Here is a 16,893-nt window from a genome sequence, read left to right as displayed (position 1 = left end):
TGGCTGGAAACACCAGCTAACTTCACCTTCACGGCCGGCTCCATCCCTGGCCTCCTCCGGCGCTGACTGTGTGTTATCACGACAACGGATGTAAGGGACGATTACTTAACGTTTTTCGGTCCACTTGATCACGACAATTATAGTTAATCTTAGTGTCGTCTGAAACCACAATGTAAGCCGAGAGGTCGGCAGATATGGGCTCAGGCGCGTTCGCACCGATCCAGCCCATATCTGCCGGCCGGTAAGGCGACCTAATCGCCATGTTGCCTAGTTTTCGTTCCCCTGTTATTAGAATGGGTATGACCGGTAGTTTGAATTACAAAATCTAAACTAAGGGGGCACTTTCAAGTGCCTTCTTTTTTTTGCTCACAGAAGCAGTTATGCTAGGTCTCGTTAAGGAGGTGGCACATGATATCCACAGTTCGTGGCTTGACCACGACGCAGGCACTGGTGACGCATCCGGTGCAATGGCAACTCTTACTCTTACTGGCAAATGGACCGCGGACCAGCACTAGTTTGTGGCGCGAGTTGTCTTGGCACCAACGTTTCCGCTGCTGCGATGGCTTGTGGCGGTTATGGCATCACCAACTCATTATGTTTCACGTGAAACAAGGGTGCTGGCAGCTCTCGCCCCTGGGGGAGACGCTCCAGCCCGTATTGACGGCAATCCAAACCTGTACCCAAAAGAAAGGTGCGACTAAAAAATGACTTATAAATTTCTGAATTCCTTTAAATTTGATAACGGTGTGACCCTGAAGAACCGGATGGTGATGTCCCCAACGACCACCATGTCGAGCTTCTACAATGGTCGCGTGACTAACGATGAAATCAACTTCTATGGTGAACGTGCCGGTGGTGTGGGCATGATCATCGGTGAAGTTGCCAACGTGATCGCCAGCGGCAAGGGGTTCGAGGGTGAACTGTCCATTGCCGATGATGGTGATATTCCTGGATTGACGCGGTTGGCGCACGCCATGAAGCAGAATGGGACCAAGGCCGTGCTCCAGATCTTCCATGCCGGCCGGAAGTCCAACGACAGCATTCTCCGGGGCCAACAGCCCGTTAGCGCGAGTGCCGTTAAGGCGGCATTCCCCGCTGATTCGCAGGAACCACGGGCGTTAACCGCAGCAGAGATCGATGAGATCATCGTGGCGTTTGGTGACGCCACGCGCCGGGCCATTGCGGCTGGTTTCGATGGGGTCGAACTCCACGGTGCCAACACGTATTTGCTGCAACAGTTCTTCTCCCCCAACTCTAATCAACGGACCGACAAGTGGGGCGGTGACCGTGAGGCACGGATGGGCTTTGCCAAAGCCGTCATCGCTAGCGTCCACCAAGCAATCGTGGCCAACGCAGATCGGCCATTCTTACTAGGCTACCGCATTTCGCCGGAGGAAATCGAGACGCCAGGGATTCGTTTAGCTGATACACTGGCCTTTGTCGACATGCTAGCCGATTCCGATGTGGATTACGTGCACACGTCGATGGGGTCCGCGCACCGGACATCCTTGAACGACAAGACCGACCACGAACCAATCATGGCGAAATTGGTCAAGCAATTGGCTGGTCGTAAGCCACTGATCGGTGTGGGTTCCGTTGAGAAGCCAGCTGATGCCGAAGCTGTTTTGGCCTTAGGTGCCGATTTGGTCGCCATGGGTCGCGAAATGATTCGGGAACCACAGTGGGTCGAAAAGGTCGTCGATGGGGATGAAGCCAGCATTCGCTACCAACTCTCCCCATCTGAAATGGACGAGCTGAAGATTCCACGTGCCATGCAGGACTACCTGAAGGGTGCCTTCTATTCGGTCATGCACTTCACGACGGATCCGAATACGGCGGTGGATTACCAGAACGAAGCTGCCCCAATGGAAGGCTTCGAGAAGAAGATGTAAGCAACACCACTGAATGTATGGCGGGGTCGCAACGTCAGGGGACTGACTAAACTGCCATGATGATGTTGGTTGAACACCTAAAAAATACCGGAACAATCTGATTTTCAGACTGTCCCGGTATTTTTTTGCGTTTGGTAAAGTTAATCTGGTTCAATTTCAGAGGGTACCGAATCGGCCGTCAAACGGGCTTGTAGTTGTTGGTCGTACCCGCGAGCACTCGGCATCAACCACATGGCGAGGCCACAGAGCAAAGAACCGATACCGCCGATGATGAACAATTTTTCCACGCCGATAGCATCCGCAAGGGGCCCGGCAAAGATCAAGCCGACGGGGCCGGCCACACTGGTCAGTGAGTTCAGCACGCCCAAGACGCGGCCCAACTGTTCGGGTGGAAAACTCTGCTGGATCATCGCCATTAAGAGGGTACTGTAGAACGGCGTCACGGCACCAGCCAGCGCGTTAAGGACGACAAACCAGATGAAGCCGGTTTGATTTCCTGGCAGAAAGCCGCTGCCGCCAAAGGTCACCCCCATGGCCAGGGTCGCCCAGAAGATGGGTTTCATCCGGTCACGCCAGTTCCCAAAGAGGCCAATAATGGCGCCACCGCCGAGCATGCCGACGGAGTAGATGACTTCAATCAGGCCGGCTTGACCCACGGTACCGTGGAAGTAGCCCATAGTCATCAGCGGGTAGAGGCTGGCAGCGGGCATGAACATCAGTGTGAAGGCCGCACCAATCATGGTGATGGCCCAGAGGCCCTGTGTGTGCCGTAGTTTATTCAGCCCAAATTTAGCATCAGCGAGCACGTGGACTTTCTCGTCGATTACTGGGTGTTCCGGAATCGTCACAAACGTCAGCAGGCTGATGCCAATGATGGCGCCTAATACGTCGACGAGGATCAGATAGTTCATCGGGACAATCGCAAAGAGAAACGCCCCCAACGCCGGTGAAATGATCATGTTGGCCGACTGAACCATGCCTAACTGACCGTTGATCTGCGTCAACTGATCCGCCGGTACCATGGTCGGCAAGATCGACTGAATCGTTGGCATCTGGAAGGTCTGTGCGATGGACCGCACGAGCAGCGAAATAAAGATCAGCCAGAGGGGGAAGGTTGCTTGGAGCGTGCCCACAACGGAAAGAATAATGGCAAAGATGGCCGCAATCACATCGGGCACAATCAGCAGGCCCTTCTTGTTCCAACGATCAACGAAGGGCCCCACGAACGGACTCAACAGCACCATTGGTAACATTCCCAGCAATGTTGCGAGACTCAAAACGGTTGCTGAGCCAGTCTGCTTAGTCAGATACCAAATAATAGCGTACTGGACGACCATACTGGTAATTCCAGATAAGAATTGACTGGTCAAGAAGAGGTAAATATTACGCCGCCAATGCGGCATGTGTGAAGCTTCCAAGGGTCAACCCCCCTTTTTAAAATGTGGGTAAGTAGGTCATAGGCTCATAATATTAGCATATTAGTAAAGGGGGGACAAGAGAAATTGCTTGTGAATTTAAAAGGCGTGGTGACGGGGATGAAAACGAATACAAATCGTGGAAATCTTGGCTGAAAGTCAGAGACGGAAGACACACAAAAACGATCGCGCAAGTAGTGCACGATCGTTGCATGTTTAAGGCTAAGAATTTGAAGGCGGCTGGGCACAAGAGACAGGTGCCGAAATTTCTAGCCGCCGCAGACGACATGAGGGCGTTAAGCCGTCCTGTCGGCAGTAGACGCGTTGCGCAGGTTGCTGGGGACGAAGTTATCCGGTTTGTGATTGGCAATAATATCCGCGTAGTGGTCGACCTTAAAGTTGATGGTCGCCAAGTGCTTGTTCAATGCCGTGATTTCACTCAGCGTCCGTTCCTGCTGGGTCTTCATCATTTCGTAGCGTTCGGGAACGGTGCATTCCCCCTCCTGAACCAAGTCTAAGTAGTGGTGGATGCGTTCAACGGGCATCCCGGTCGCACGCAGGCACACGATGATGTTCAGCCACTCGAGGTCATTGTCGTCGAAAATCCGGTTATTGTTTTCATCACGTTTCACGAAAGGCAACATGCCGTGGTCGTGATAGTAACGAATGGTATAGGTGGAAATGCCCATCTTCTGAGCAACTTCATGAATGGTATAGGACATTTAGGCTTCCTCCTCGATGGGTTAGCGTTCGACTAACTCTAATGTAATGGCTTTATGATACGTGATTCTTGTAAGTGACGCAAGAATTTTCACTTAAAATGGGGCAAATGGGTTGCCTTCAAGTGGGTCGAAGGGGGTACACTCAGGATACTTAAGGGGGGAGTCAACGTGAAACAGTTCAACGTGCAGCTAGCTGGGGCGGATTTTGTCCCGTTACTGCCATGGTCGACTGCGCCAAGCGCCGCTGTTCACGCGCTGGCCGCTGGGGGTGTCGACCTCCTACTTTTAGATGAGGAAAATGATTTGATGAAAATTGTCCCGCAACGCACGCTGGAAGAGCTGATGCCACAGCTGGAAAATTCGGTGTACGGTCGGCTGTTTGACCAAGTAGCGACGCTGATTCCCCAAGCCTCACAGGAGTTGTTAGCCGATTGGTACTTGGCGATCGACCTCGCGCAAGCCAGTCACATCAATGTGATCACTACAGCCGCCAACTTGGTTGCACTGGCCGTTCTACGACTCAAAGGCGTCCCGGTAACGGCTGATAAGGTCCAGGGGGTGGCCAGTCAGGCCCAGTGTTGGCTGTTGCAAGCTCAGTTGACGGAGCACCAGCTTTTTTTGCCAGCGGGAAAGGCATTGTTACAGCGCTTGTTCACGCACCTTTTGGACCAGCACACCGTCTGGGACACCTATACGCCGGACCACTGTAATCCGCACGCCGGTCGGTTGGCACAGGACGTGTACGCGTTGACCTGCGGAAATCTTTTGGCCATCCAGTTGCCAGCGGCGTGGTCGTTGGTCCGGGTCGCCGCGTTGGAGAATCATCTGCTCCGCTAATCACTTGAATGATAAATGGTTGTGTGACCGGGTAAATCCAAGTCACACTTTTTGTTTGGTTAAATAATAACCGAATTTAATAAAGAAAATAATATGGAATGTTCGTTAAAAATTAAAAATAGATGGACTTAAGCGTCTGGTTCTCGTATTATGAAATAGAAATACGAATTATCAATGATAGAACCGACAGTAAAGTTAAGCATCTAACTACGATACAGGGAGGAACTTACTATGCATTGGTTGGCCGACTTACTAGCCGCCATTGGGGTCGTCTTAAACGGGATTCCACAAGGGATCATGGCGATGGCGCTAGGGTTTGCTATTTTTCCAACGATGTTTTCGTTCATTTTTGCTTCCGCGGTCAACGGGGCCTTTGGTGCGGTCGCACCGCTCTCGTTTCAGGCGGAATCACTAGCACTGACCGGGAATCTTGGTCGTAACTTGCGGGAACGGACTTCGATTATTCTAGGTGGCTCCGTCATCATGCTGCTGATTGGGGTCACCGGGACGCTGACCAAGATCGTCGACATCCTGGGTAATAATATTATGGCCGGCATGATGGCCGGGGTCGGGATTATGCTGGCCAAGATCGCATTGGGGATGGCGAAGCAGGAACGATTGACAGGCTGGCTGTCGGTCGCACTCGCTACGGCGACCTACTTGATCACAAAGGACCTGGTGTGGACCATCGTGATCTCCGTGGTGGGGTCCAGTCTAGCAGCCGTCTTCATCGAACACTATCGCGCAGAACTTCCAGAACACGTGACGGCGCGGCGGTTCGTCTTTACCAAACCGATGCTCAGCGTGCGGGTCGTGCGGGGAGCGTTGAGTCTGGCCTGCTTGAACATTGGCGCTAACATTTCATATGGGCTGATCACCGGGCAAATGACGGGCATCAAGCCCAACCCGGTCAACCTGAACCTGTTGACCATCACGCAATCCATCGCCGACATGGGGACGAGCCTGTTGGGTGGGGCCCCAGTGGAAGCCATTATTTCTGCAACGGCTAGTGCCCCGGAACCCGTTGTGGCCGGCATCATGATGATGTTGATCATGGCCGCCATTTTAGCCATCGGGTGGTTACCAAAGTTAGGAAAATACGTTCCGAGTGCGTCCATTGCGGGGTTCCTGTTTATTCTGGGAACGGCTGTGATTTTTCCGGAAAACGCCGCCACGGCCATGCAGGGGTCTGGCGCAACGGTAGCAGCAATCACGTTGGTGGTGACGGCCGTGGCCGATCCGTTTGCCGGCCTGATGACCGGTGCTGTGTTGAAATTTGTGCTGCCACTTTTGGGACTGGGGGTTTAAACCATGATCAAAACGTATGAATTACAAGTTGGGCCGCTTACACGGCGGTTGCCGGTGATGCCAATCAGCGATACCATGGCAATTGCTTCGTTCGTGTTGCTGGGAGATGCCGAATTGACCGATTATGCGGCCGAGGCATTAGCGAAAAAGGTGCCGGCAACGTTCGATTATTTCGTGACGCTGGAGAGTAAGGGCATCCCCCTCGCGCAGGAACTGAGCCGACTGACGGGACATCAAGAATACGTCGTGTTGCGTAAGAGTGTTAAGGATTACATGCGTGCGCCGTTGACGGTGCCAGTCAAGGCCATCACGACCAGTGCGCCGCAGATTCTCGCACTGGATGGTGCGGATGCTGATAAACTCGTTGCTAAACGCGTCGTCATTGTCGACGATGTTATCAGCAGCGGGGGATCATTAAGTGCGGCCGAAGAACTGGTGAGTCAAGCAGGTGCTACGGTGGTCGGGCGGCTGGCCATCTTGGCGGAAGGCGATGCGGTCAAACGCACCGACATTGACTATTTAGCAGAACTGCCGTTATTTCCGCTGTAGCAGTTGGTAAATGACTTAACATTTTCAGTGAATTTAGGGGCGCACTGCCCCGCTAAAAGGTAGACTACAACTAGTGAGGCGGCGAACGCCACGTTGAAATGGTCTGACTATACATCACCCATTTGAAGGCGGTCGTCGCTATCACAAAAATCACCTGCAGCTCACGCTCTCAGTCGTGACGGTGCAGGTGATTTTTGATTAACTTAAAAAATGCAACATTGTGGAAGAGCCGCCTTACCGTTCGCCAAATTTGGACCGGAACGCGGTGGGGAGGACGGTCAAAGCCTGAGGAGCGGTCTTTGACCTCGCTTTGAGCCAGAAAAGCACTGTCTCAAAGACGCCATTTTTCAAGGCAAAGCGCTTGAAAAATCCCACGGCTGGGTCCAAATTTGACTCACTCACGGCTACTAAAAGTGGTGGCAATTAGGTAGTAGAATACCATTCCTTCAGCTTGACCTGAGATTGGTCGTCAACGATGCGAAAATATACTGCCACTGAGGTCCAACAGGATTACTTAAACAAGTAAACCTTGGATTCATAAGGGCGGAACGTGGTGCCTTGGTCGTCGGCGTAGTTGCCAATCAGCTTTTCGCTGGCGTTGCCTTGGTCGTAGTCGCGGGTCACCGTTTGGTCGGTGAAGTTGTTGATGACCAGCAGGGTTTGGCCGTTGTAGTGCCGACGGTAGGCGAAGACTTGGTCGTCAGCGGGATCGAGTTCTTCGTAATCCCCGAGAACGATGAGATCGTGGCTGTGACGAAGCGCAATCAACTGCCGGTAGTAGTTGAAGACGGAATCGTCGCGGTCGAGTTCTTCCTTGGCGTTGATCGTCGTGTAGTTCGGGTTCAGCGCGAACCAAGGTGTCCCGGTGGTGAAGCCAGCGTTCTTGGAATCATCCCAGTGCATTGGCGTCCGGGCGTTGTCCCGTGAAATGTGACTGAGGTATTTCAGCATGGTTGCCTTGTCGACGATCTTTTCCTTCGTGACGTTTTCATCGTAGGCGTTCAAACTTTCCAAGTCCTCGTATTGATCGAGACTGGTGTAGTGAACGTTGGTCATGCCGAGTTCTTCGCCTTCATAGACGTACGGCGTTCCTTGGAGCATGTGTAGCGTCGTGGCCAACATCTTCGCCGAAACATCACGGTACTGATCACTGTCATTACCGAAACGTGAAACGGCACGGGGTTGGTCATGGTTGTCCCAGAAGAGACTGTTCCAGCCCTTACCATCGAGGGCGTATTGCCAGTCGGATAAGGCTTTCTTTAATTCCGTTAGCTTAACGGGCGCATCGTTCCACTTGCCTAAACGCTTGTCGGGGTTGGCAGATAAACCAACGTGAGCGGACTGGAAGATCATGTTCAGTTCGTTGGCATCCAAGCCGGTGTAGGTAATGGCCCCTTCGGCAGTGGCCCCCGGCATTTCACCGACGGTCATCACGTCGTAGTGGGAGAGCACCTTGTCGTGCATTTCGTGGAGGTAGTCGTTTAGTTTAGGTCCGTTAGCAACCACGGCTTCGACATCACCGTAGACGGCACCGGGTGCTTTAGGGGCGTCAGGCAGACCGGCTGGCTTAGAAATAAGACTGATCACGTCCATCCGGAAGCCGTCGACGCCTTTGTCGAGCCAGAAACGCATGAGGTCCCAAACTTCATCATGGACCTTCGGGTTTTCCCAGTTCAGGTCGGGTTGGCTAGGGGCGAACAGGTGCAAGTAGTACTGGTTTCGTTTAGGTTCAAAGGTCCAGGTCGAACCGTTGAAGTAGGAGCCCCAGTTGTTGGGTTCATGACCGTCAACGGGGTCGCGCCAGATGTAGTAGTCGGAATAGGGATTGTCCTTAGACTGACGACTCTTTTGGAACCAGTCGTGTTGATCGGAGGTGTGGTTGACGACCAAGTCCATCAGGAGTTTCAGACCTAATTTGTGTGCGGTGGCGAGCATCGTTTCAAACTGGGCCATGTTGCCATAGACGGGCTGCACGCTCCGGTAATCGCTGATGTCGTAACCGTTGTCGTGGTCCGGTGACTTGTAGATGGGGTTGAGCCAGATGACATCGGCCCCTAACTTCTTAATGTACGGCAGGCGTTCAGTCAGTCCGGCCAAATCACCGACCCCGTCACCATCACTGTCTTGAAAACTACGGGGATAAACTTGATAGACGACGGCATTTTGCCACCACTTTTTTTCCATGTGAAACCCTCCTAAAATTAGTTACTGAATTAGCGCTGAATGGGTTGCTTGAAGTTTTTGCGCAACCGCTTACAAAGGACATTCTAGCATTTTTAGTAAGCGCTGACAATGCCTTGAGACCAATTAAACAAACGTTTGCTTAAAATTAAGAATTTCGCTTTAATTTCCCAATGGAAACGGGTAAAATTGAAAACAGAATATCGGGTTACAAGCAGAGGAGGCGGCCAGATGGCGGCGACGATTAAGGATATTGCGCGGTTGGCTGGCGTATCACCGGCAACCGTGTCACGGGTATTGGCCAATAAGACGGCTTTTTACGGACCGACCACGGCGGAAAAGGTTCAGGCAGCTGCGTTGAAATTGGGCTACCGGAAGAATACGGCGGCAGCGGAACTGGTGACGCAGCACAGCAACGTGATTGCTGTCGTCGTCAACTCGGTCAAGACTAACTTTTCGAGTCAGATCATTACCGGGATTCAAGATACCGCGGCAGCTCACGGGTTACACGTGATCATCGTTTACGCTGGAATCACTGACCCCGAAGCCCAACGCAAGGCCCTATTGACGGTGATTGAACGGCCAGTCATGGGAATCTTACTCTTGTCGCTCAATCTGACCCCGGAGAATCTCCAGCTGTTGCAGGGCGCCCAAACGCCATACTGCTTTCTGTCAATTGCTTTTGATGATGGTGACTTGCCATCGATTGCGTCGGATGACTGGCAGGTCGGTTACCAAGCGACCCAGACCTTGTTAAAGGCGGGGCACCGGCAGATTGGGTTAGCAGCGGTCGACAGTGACTCGCACACGGGCCGCTTCCGGTTGGCCGGTTACGAAAGCGCACTGCGCGATGCGGGGGTGACGCCGCAAGCTGAGTGGGTTCAACCGGGCGTTTACAGCTATGAGGCCGGGCGTGAGGCGATGGCCGCGTACGGCGTCACGTCTGGTCTAACGGGCGTGGTTGCTGGGAGCGACATGGCGGCCATCGGTGTATTGAATCAGGCCCGCAATCTCGGCCTAGCCGTGCCAACGGACCTTTCCATCGTCAGCATTGACGGCACGGAGATGTGTGAGTTGGTGCAACCACAGCTGACCAGCGTGTCGCAGAACTTCTATGACATGGGGGCCGCCGGCGTTCGTCAGTTGTTGGCACCGGACCAGCACCCGCAACAGGTGACGCCGATCCAGGTGGTCGAACGAGAAACGGTGCGGACGTTGCCGGTAAAATAAGTGACGATCATTCTTGTCAGATCAGCGCTAACGGCCGTTTTAGTCGTTTAGCCAGCAGTTTAAAAAATACAGAAACAGGCCCCAACCGGAGCGCACTTCAAACGCCGGTTGGGGCCTGTTTCTTCTATTGTATATAATTTCTTTATCAGGGCGGCAGTCGTCGACGGGGGGAACGATGACTGCCGCCCTGTAGAAATCGAGGTGCCGCAGGAGTCTTTACTAATTTTACAGGGTCAAGACGCGGTTACTTCGCAATGTAAGTCGTCTTGAAGTCATAAGGAACACCGGCTGGGTTGTAGTTGATGTTCTTGACCGTGTTGCGTAACAGTTGTGACTTGGCGGATTGATACAGTGGGATCGTACCTTGCTCGTTCATCAAGACCTGTTCCGCCTTGACCAATTTGGCCCAACGTTCAGTTGGTTTGTTGCCGTCTTGGTTTTCGGCTTCATCGAGGAGGTTGTCGAATTCGGTGCTCTTCCAGCCGGTCGTGTTGTAGCTAGAGGTGGATTCAAAGACATCCAGGAAGTTGATTGGGTCGGCGAAGACGGATTGCCAGCCACTCAGAGTCAGTTCGTAGTTTCCGTTGTTTTGTTGCGTGATCAGTTGAACGTAAGGCACTGTCTTGATGCTGACCTTGACGTTAGGCAGCTTTTCCAGTGAGCTCTGGAGGAACTCAGCGGTCTGCTTGTTGGTGTCGGTGTCGGAAACGGAGAGGGTGACGTTGAGCTTCTTGTCACCGGTCTGCTTCAGTCCCTTGGCCAGTAGGGTCTTGGCTTGTTTCAAATTGTAACTTGATGCGGTCTTGACGTAGGCCTCTTGGTTGAAGGCTTCGCCAGTCTTGGGGTTGTTCCCCATGCCGGATGGGACGAACCCTTTGGAGGCAACGGAACCGTCTTGCAGCACGTCGTTGACCAGTTGGCTACGGTCGATGGCTAATGAGAATGCCTTGCGGACGTCGGTGTTCTTGAAGGCTTTGACCTTGTTTTGGTTTAGGTCAAGTCGTTCGGAGCCAGTTGGGAGGCGTTTAACGAAGTCCTTGCTGTTCTTGTTGTTTTTGATCTGTTGTCCACTCAGCAAGGTTTCGTCGGTCTTCTTGGCGTTGAAGAGGTTGTAGCTGGTCGTGGTACTTTCGGTCACGACCTCGTTGATCTTGGTCAAATGAACGGCCTTCTTATCCCAGTAGGTTGGATTCTTCGCTAAGGTCCAAGACTTGCCGGTCCCGTTCCATTTGGTCAACCGGAATGGCCCGTTGTAGACGGTCGTGGCGGAACTAGTGCCGTATTTCTTGCCGTATTTGTCGACGGCCTTTTGGTTCAACGGGTAGAAGAGGGGCCAAGCCAATAGTTTCTTGAAGTAGGAAACGGGCTTAGTGAGCTGAACAGTCAGCTTGTATTTGCCAGTAGCGGTGATGCCCAGGGCACTCAGCGGCTTCTTCCCCTTGTTGACGGCTTCGGCGTTCTTGACTTGGAAGAGGTAGAAAGCGTCTTGCGAGGCAGTCTTAGGTGCGACGGTCCGTTGCCAGGAATAAACGAAGTCTTTGGCCTGTACGGGATCACCGTTGGACCATTTGACCCCCTTGCGCAGGTTGAAGGTGTACGTCTTGCCACCGTTCGTGACCTTGGTGCTGGTGGCAAGGGCGTTGGCTGGCGTCCCCTTGCTGTTGAGCCGGTAGAGCCCCTCTTGCGTGTTCTGTAAAACGGTGAAGCTGAGCGTGTCGGTGGCCTGTGCGAGGTCGGAGGAAGCCAGCTCGGATGACTCGGTCCAGTTCAATACCTGACTGGCAGCGTACTTACCGCTAGCACTACTACTGCTGGTCTGGCTGCCACAACCGGCCAGTGTTAACAAACTTAATGCTGCAATCGTGAATAGAGTTCCCTTACGTTTCATTCCAAACATCTCCTCAAAAAATATGTAAAAAAATATCGCCCTTATGCTTAAACATAAGGACGATTTCACTCGCGGTGCCACCTTGATTTATGGGGGACTCACATCCACCATCTCCGTAACTTCTGTTGCCAAAAGTCGGAAGCGGTAACGGGCTTCAAGTCGGGCAAACAGCTTTCACTGATTGCTAGCCACCAGGCTCATCTTCGCGGTTCCGTTGTAAGCCACCTTTTCAGCTACCGGTGGTCTCTGAACTTAGCGGGAACCGCTACTCTTCCTGGTATTGCGTTCGTGTATTTCTAATATGGCTCTAATACTAGTCGGCAGACTTCAGTTTGTCAACAGGAAAATTAAAAGTATTTTAGGGGCGAGGGGACGGCGATTGGGGGCAGTCTATAGAAGAAATGGGTGGCGAGAAGGTGCTGATATTAATATTTTTATAATGAGTTTGCCATACAAAAGCTAGCTGTGTAGTTGAATGATCAGTCATGAAAATAATAGTTTTAGTTACAAATAATTAACTACTCGTGAAAATATAGACAAGGCTGATAAAACAGCATAAACTGAGATTATCCGCCAGAAATATAACACCCAAAGTAGAAGCTGACGGAAGAAAGTGGGACGTTATCGCCATGAAGAAAAAGTATGGTATTGGATTGGATATTGGAACGAGCTCTATAGGTTGGAGTGTGGTCGATGAAAATGGCCATATTATCCGGGTTAAAGGACAGATGGGACTAGGAACACGGTTATTCGAAGAAGGCCAAACGGCAGAAGAGCGCCGGGGATTCCGAACGACTCGTCGTCGGCTCAGTCGTCGTCGGTGGCGTTTGCGATTGTTGCGTGAGATTTTCGATGGGCCAATCTCATCGCTTGATCCCAATTTCTTTGCCCGTCAAAAGGAATCAAACCTTGCTGCACAGGACGAACGGTTTCAAGAACCTTACCGTTTATTCGATGATTTGCCAGATAAGGATTTCTATAAGGCTTACCCAACGATTTATCATTTACGTTGGGCATTGATGACTAAACACCGCAAGTTTGATATTCGTGAGATTTATTTAGCAATTCACCACATTGTTAAGTATCGTGGAAATTTCTTGCGCCATGGGGCACCTAGTACGTTTAAACCAGGAAAGTTAGATTTTGGGGAACGGTTTGATGAAATCAATGGGCTTTGGGAAACACTTTTTGATGAGGAAGGTCCGGTATTACCAACAGAGAATTTAGACGAGATCACTCAATTGGTCTTGGATACCTCACGAAGTCGAGCAGACCGACAAAGAGAAATGGTTAAGCAGTTAATGGCTTTACCCACTAGTCCTAAAGATTATAAACCGGTGTATACAGAACTAGCGAAATCTATTTTAGGATTGAAAACAAAACTCTATGTGTTAATGGGAAAAGATATTGCCAAGGCGGATCAAAAGACGTGGACCTTTAGTCTAGCTGATATTGAAGATAACTTACCTGACATTGAAGGAGAGCTGGATACAACGGACCATGAGTTGATTGAGAAGCTAGTTGATTTTCAAGCGGCCATTCAACTAACAGAGATTATTCCTAGTGGGCAGTACTTCTCCCAAAGCATGGTTGAAAAGTATAATACACATGCTAAACACTTGAAATGGCTCAAAGAATATGCGGATGAACAGACAGAGGACAAAAAGCGTGAAGCCATTCGTTTATCTTACGACCACTACATTGATGGCGATGAAAAAGGAAAGGCTGAAATTGCTGATGACTTCTATAAGGAGCTCGGTAAGGTTTTGAAGGACGACCACAGTGATTTGGCTGAAAAAATCAGTCATGAAATTGATTTGGAAAACTTTATGCCCAAGCAGCGAACTAAGGAAAATGGAGTTATCCCATATCAGATTCAGCAACAGGAATTAGATTTAATTATTAATAATCAGAAGCAGTATTACCCCTTCTTAGGAGCAGAAAATCCGGTAGTGTCCCATCGGGGAGCACACTCATATAAACTTGATGAATTAGTTTGTTTCAGAGTTCCTTATTACGTAGGTCCAATGATTACACCGGAAAAACAAGCTCAAACGGCGACGGGACAATTTGCATGGATGGTGCGTAAAACAAAAAAAGACTCTAGTGAAATCACGCCCTGGAACTTTGAAGATAAAGTAGATCGGATTGGGTCAGCGAACGCTTTTATTCAACGAATGAAGACAACAGATACTTATTTGATTGGTGAAGATGTCTTGCCATTAGAGAGCTTAACCTATCAGAAATTTATGGTTTTGAATGAATTGAATAACGTTAGGATTGATAATCACCAACTTAGCATCAAACAAAAGCAACGCCTCTTTAACCAACTTTTTAAGACGCATTGGACAGTTAGCCGTAAACTTCTTCAAGAAAATTTACGTAATAGTGGTGATGTGGAGGAGGCACCCCGGATTTCAGGATTGGCTGATCCTAAAAAATTCAATAGTGGGTTAACGACTTATCAAGATCTCAAGAGCATTTTGCCTGATGAAATTGATGATCTCAATAGACGAGCAGATCTTGAAAAAATCATTAATTGGTCGACCGTTTTTGAAGATCAGAAAATCTTCCGCGAAAAGCTAGGTGCAATTGATTGGTTAACTGACGTTCAGCGTGAACGATTAAGTCACAAGCGGTATCGTGGTTGGGGTCGACTATCAGCTCGGTTATTAAACGGGGTTAAGGGTGAACAGGGGAAGTCAGTTATGAAACAACTCTGGGAATCTCAAAATAACTTCATGCAAATTGTTAATCAGTCAGATATTTCAGAACAGATTGAAAAAATTAATGCTATAGGAATGACCAAGCAAAATGTGTTTGACACGATTAATGACTTGTATACATCGCCGCAAAATAAGAAAGCGATTCGACAAGTGTTGGCTGTGGTTAAGGATATTCAGGCAGCCAATCACGGTGTTGTTCCCAGCTGGATCTATTTGGAAGCAGCTCGTGGTGCCGAACAGAATCCACGACGGACGCAACAGCGACAACGTCAGCTGGAAAATCTTTATGCAGATCGTGCCAAGGAAATTGTGGATTCGGCTGTAGCTGGTGAGCTTCAGACGCAGATTAAGTCTAAGAAACGAATGACAGACCGATACATGCTGTACTTTCTTCAGAACGGCCGTGATATGTATACCGGAGAAAAGTTAAATATTGATAATTTATCGGGTTATGATATTGATCACATTTTGCCGCAATCTCTGGTCAAAGATGACTCGCTGGATAATCGGGTGTTGGTTCATCAGAAAATTAATCGAGATAAGAATGATGCGTTTGCTTCTGAAAAGTTTGCTGAAAAAATGCGTGGCAAGTGGGAGATGTGGCACGCAGCAGGTTTGGTTAGTGATCGTAAGTTAAAGCACTTGCTCATGCGGCCAAGTGAAATCAGTAAGCATACAACTGGCTTCATTAACCGACAATTGGTTGAAACCCGGCAGATTATCAAGCTAGTGACGGACATTCTGAGTAGTCAGTACGATCCTCAGCAGACAAAACTGGTTTCAGTTAAAGCAGGCCTCTCTCATCAATTGCGAGAGGAACTGGACTTACCCAAGTTGCGTGATTTAAACGATTATCACCACGCGTTCGATGCTTTCCTAGCTGCTCGAATTGGAACATATTTGCTTAAACGTTATTCGAATCTGGAAAGCTTTTTCGTCTACGGAAAATTCCAGATTTCAAAAGTGAATTTACGGCGTTTTAATTTTGTTCGTGATTTAATTGGCCAGAAAAAGATAGGTAATCTGGCGTCAGAAAACCAAATTATTTATGATCAAGCAACCGGCGAAGTTTTGTGGAACCGGGATGATGAGGTGGGCTACTTCTTAAAGATTTTGAATTGGAAGCATCTGTTAGTAACGCAAGAAGTTGTTGAAAACCATGGGGCACTGTTTAACCAAACTATTTACAAAGCCAAGGATAATCAAAGTAGACGACTGATTGCAACGAAGCAGAATCGACCGACTGCTATTTATGGTGGTTATTCTGGACAGAACATTGCTTACTTGGCAATTATTCGAGTTCATAGTAAGAAGCAAGATTACTTGAAGGTTATGGGCGTTCCGATTAGTTTATTGACGAAACTACGGGTTGCTCGTGAACAAGGAATAGAACAAGAAAAGGCTGTGCTTAAACAACACTATCTTCCAGAATTCATTACAAAGTCAGGGAAGACAACGGATTTTGACATTGTGTTGTCGCACGTTTATTTGCACCAGAAGATAAAAGACACTGTGGCAGGGCAGGCGCATGGATTTGCTTTGGGAACGAACACGTACTACCGTAACTTACAGCAATTGTACTTACCAGTTGAGACACAGCGTAAATTAATGAACTATGACGCAACTGATGATGACTTGATGCTGGTATTTGATCAAATTTGTGAGCAAGTTATGGCATACTTCCCACTGTATGATGTCAACAAATTTAGAGAAAAATTGGTGGCTAGTCGAGAAGAATTTGCAAAGTTACCGTTATCTGCAGGTTTTGATGAGCATGGAAAAATGGTTCAAATTGACAAGCAAATGGTGATCCAGCGAATTTTAGTAGGATTACATGCAAATGCAACAATGAGTGATTTAAAGCCCTTAGGATTGAAAACACCATTTGGAAAACTGCAAGTTCCAAATGGTCTTAAGCTGACAGAAAGGGCAAAAATCGTTTTCGAATCACCTACTGGCTTATTCAAAAGAGTTTATGAAATTTAGTTCATTAGAATAATAAAAAGGTACCCTACTGATGGCTTCAGTGAGGTACCTCGGAAAAGATATGTATGGCCCGATAACGAGCTCAAAATGTAAAACTTGATGGTGTTGCCCATCTTGTTTGACTTTAACTAGTTAGTAGCAAATCAATAAGGTCAAACG

11 protein-coding genes are annotated in these 16,893 nt (G+C 49.4%); 7 read left to right on the top strand and 4 right to left on the bottom strand.

The features are described 5' to 3' along the window. Positions 1 to 408: 408 nt before the first annotated feature. Together FAY32_RS04150 and FAY32_RS04145 are read left to right on the top strand one after the other, a co-directional pair. Positions 409 to 708 (top strand): hypothetical protein, encoded by a 300-nt coding sequence (locus tag FAY32_RS04150; RefSeq protein ID WP_143462201.1) that lies wholly within the window; start codon positions 409 to 411, stop codon positions 706 to 708. Then, the gene (locus FAY32_RS04145) at positions 705 to 1,892 is read left to right on the top strand and encodes an NADH-dependent flavin oxidoreductase (RefSeq protein WP_143462200.1); all 1,188 of its coding nucleotides are present in this window, start codon (positions 705 to 707) and stop codon (positions 1,890 to 1,892) included. The genes FAY32_RS04150 and FAY32_RS04145 overlap by 4 nt, the downstream gene beginning before the upstream one ends. A 140-nt stretch (positions 1,893 to 2,032) precedes the next feature. Here FAY32_RS04145 and FAY32_RS04140 read toward each other — a convergent pair whose 3' ends face one another. Further along, the gene (locus tag FAY32_RS04140; protein WP_143462363.1) at positions 2,033 to 3,295 is read right to left on the bottom strand and encodes an MFS transporter; all 1,263 of its coding nucleotides are present in this window, start codon (positions 3,293 to 3,295) and stop codon (positions 2,033 to 2,035) included. Between the two features lie 308 nt (positions 3,296 to 3,603). Further along, positions 3,604 to 4,029: a MerR family transcriptional regulator gene (locus tag FAY32_RS04135; RefSeq protein WP_143462199.1), complete on the bottom strand. Its 426-nt coding sequence runs from the start codon at positions 4,027 to 4,029 to the stop codon at positions 3,604 to 3,606. Between the two features lie 168 nt (positions 4,030 to 4,197). Between FAY32_RS04135 and FAY32_RS04130 the strand changes: the two genes are divergently transcribed. The 3 genes from FAY32_RS04130 to FAY32_RS04120 all read left to right on the top strand — a co-directional run bounded on the left by FAY32_RS04130 (position 4,198) and on the right by FAY32_RS04120 (position 6,723). Beyond that, positions 4,198 to 4,866 (top strand): hypothetical protein, encoded by a 669-nt coding sequence (locus tag FAY32_RS04130; RefSeq protein WP_143462198.1) that lies wholly within the window; start codon positions 4,198 to 4,200, stop codon positions 4,864 to 4,866. Between the two features lie 231 nt (positions 4,867 to 5,097). Next, positions 5,098 to 6,174 (top strand): NCS2 family permease, encoded by a 1,077-nt coding sequence (locus FAY32_RS04125; protein WP_143462197.1) that lies wholly within the window; start codon positions 5,098 to 5,100, stop codon positions 6,172 to 6,174. Positions 6,175 to 6,177: 3 nt separating this feature from the next. Further along, positions 6,178 to 6,723 carry a phosphoribosyltransferase family protein gene (locus FAY32_RS04120; protein WP_143462196.1) on the top strand — a complete coding sequence of 182 codons (546 nt, stop codon included), beginning with the start codon at positions 6,178 to 6,180 and terminating at the stop codon, positions 6,721 to 6,723. 510 nt (positions 6,724 to 7,233) lie between these two features. Here FAY32_RS04120 and FAY32_RS04115 read toward each other — a convergent pair. Next, positions 7,234 to 8,907 carry a glycoside hydrolase family 13 protein gene (locus FAY32_RS04115; protein ID WP_143462195.1) on the bottom strand — a complete coding sequence of 558 codons (1,674 nt, stop codon included), beginning with the start codon at positions 8,905 to 8,907 and terminating at the stop codon, positions 7,234 to 7,236. Between the two features lie 228 nt (positions 8,908 to 9,135). On the opposite strand from FAY32_RS04115, the gene FAY32_RS04110 reads away from it, so the two are divergent. Beyond that, on the top strand, positions 9,136 to 10,134 hold the full coding sequence (locus tag FAY32_RS04110; protein ID WP_143462194.1) for a LacI family DNA-binding transcriptional regulator: 999 nt from the start codon (positions 9,136 to 9,138) through the stop codon (positions 10,132 to 10,134). 244 nt (positions 10,135 to 10,378) lie between these two features. On the opposite strand, the gene FAY32_RS04105 is transcribed toward FAY32_RS04110, so the two are convergent. Continuing rightward, the gene (locus tag FAY32_RS04105) at positions 10,379 to 12,022 is read right to left on the bottom strand and encodes a peptide ABC transporter substrate-binding protein (RefSeq protein ID WP_143462193.1); all 1,644 of its coding nucleotides are present in this window, start codon (positions 12,020 to 12,022) and stop codon (positions 10,379 to 10,381) included. Positions 12,023 to 12,651: 629 nt separating this feature from the next. Between FAY32_RS04105 and cas9 the strand changes: the two genes are divergently transcribed. After that, positions 12,652 to 16,734, top strand: a complete 4,083-nt coding sequence (gene cas9 / locus FAY32_RS04100) for a type II CRISPR RNA-guided endonuclease Cas9 (RefSeq protein ID WP_143462192.1) — start codon at positions 12,652 to 12,654, stop codon at positions 16,732 to 16,734. The last annotated feature ends 159 nt before the right edge of the window (positions 16,735 to 16,893 follow it).

Source organism: Levilactobacillus enshiensis (genome assembly GCF_007115095.1).
In the GTDB taxonomy this organism is placed as follows: domain Bacteria; phylum Bacillota; class Bacilli; order Lactobacillales; family Lactobacillaceae; genus Levilactobacillus; species Levilactobacillus enshiensis.
This window is presented reverse-complemented; position numbering and strand designations above follow the sequence as displayed.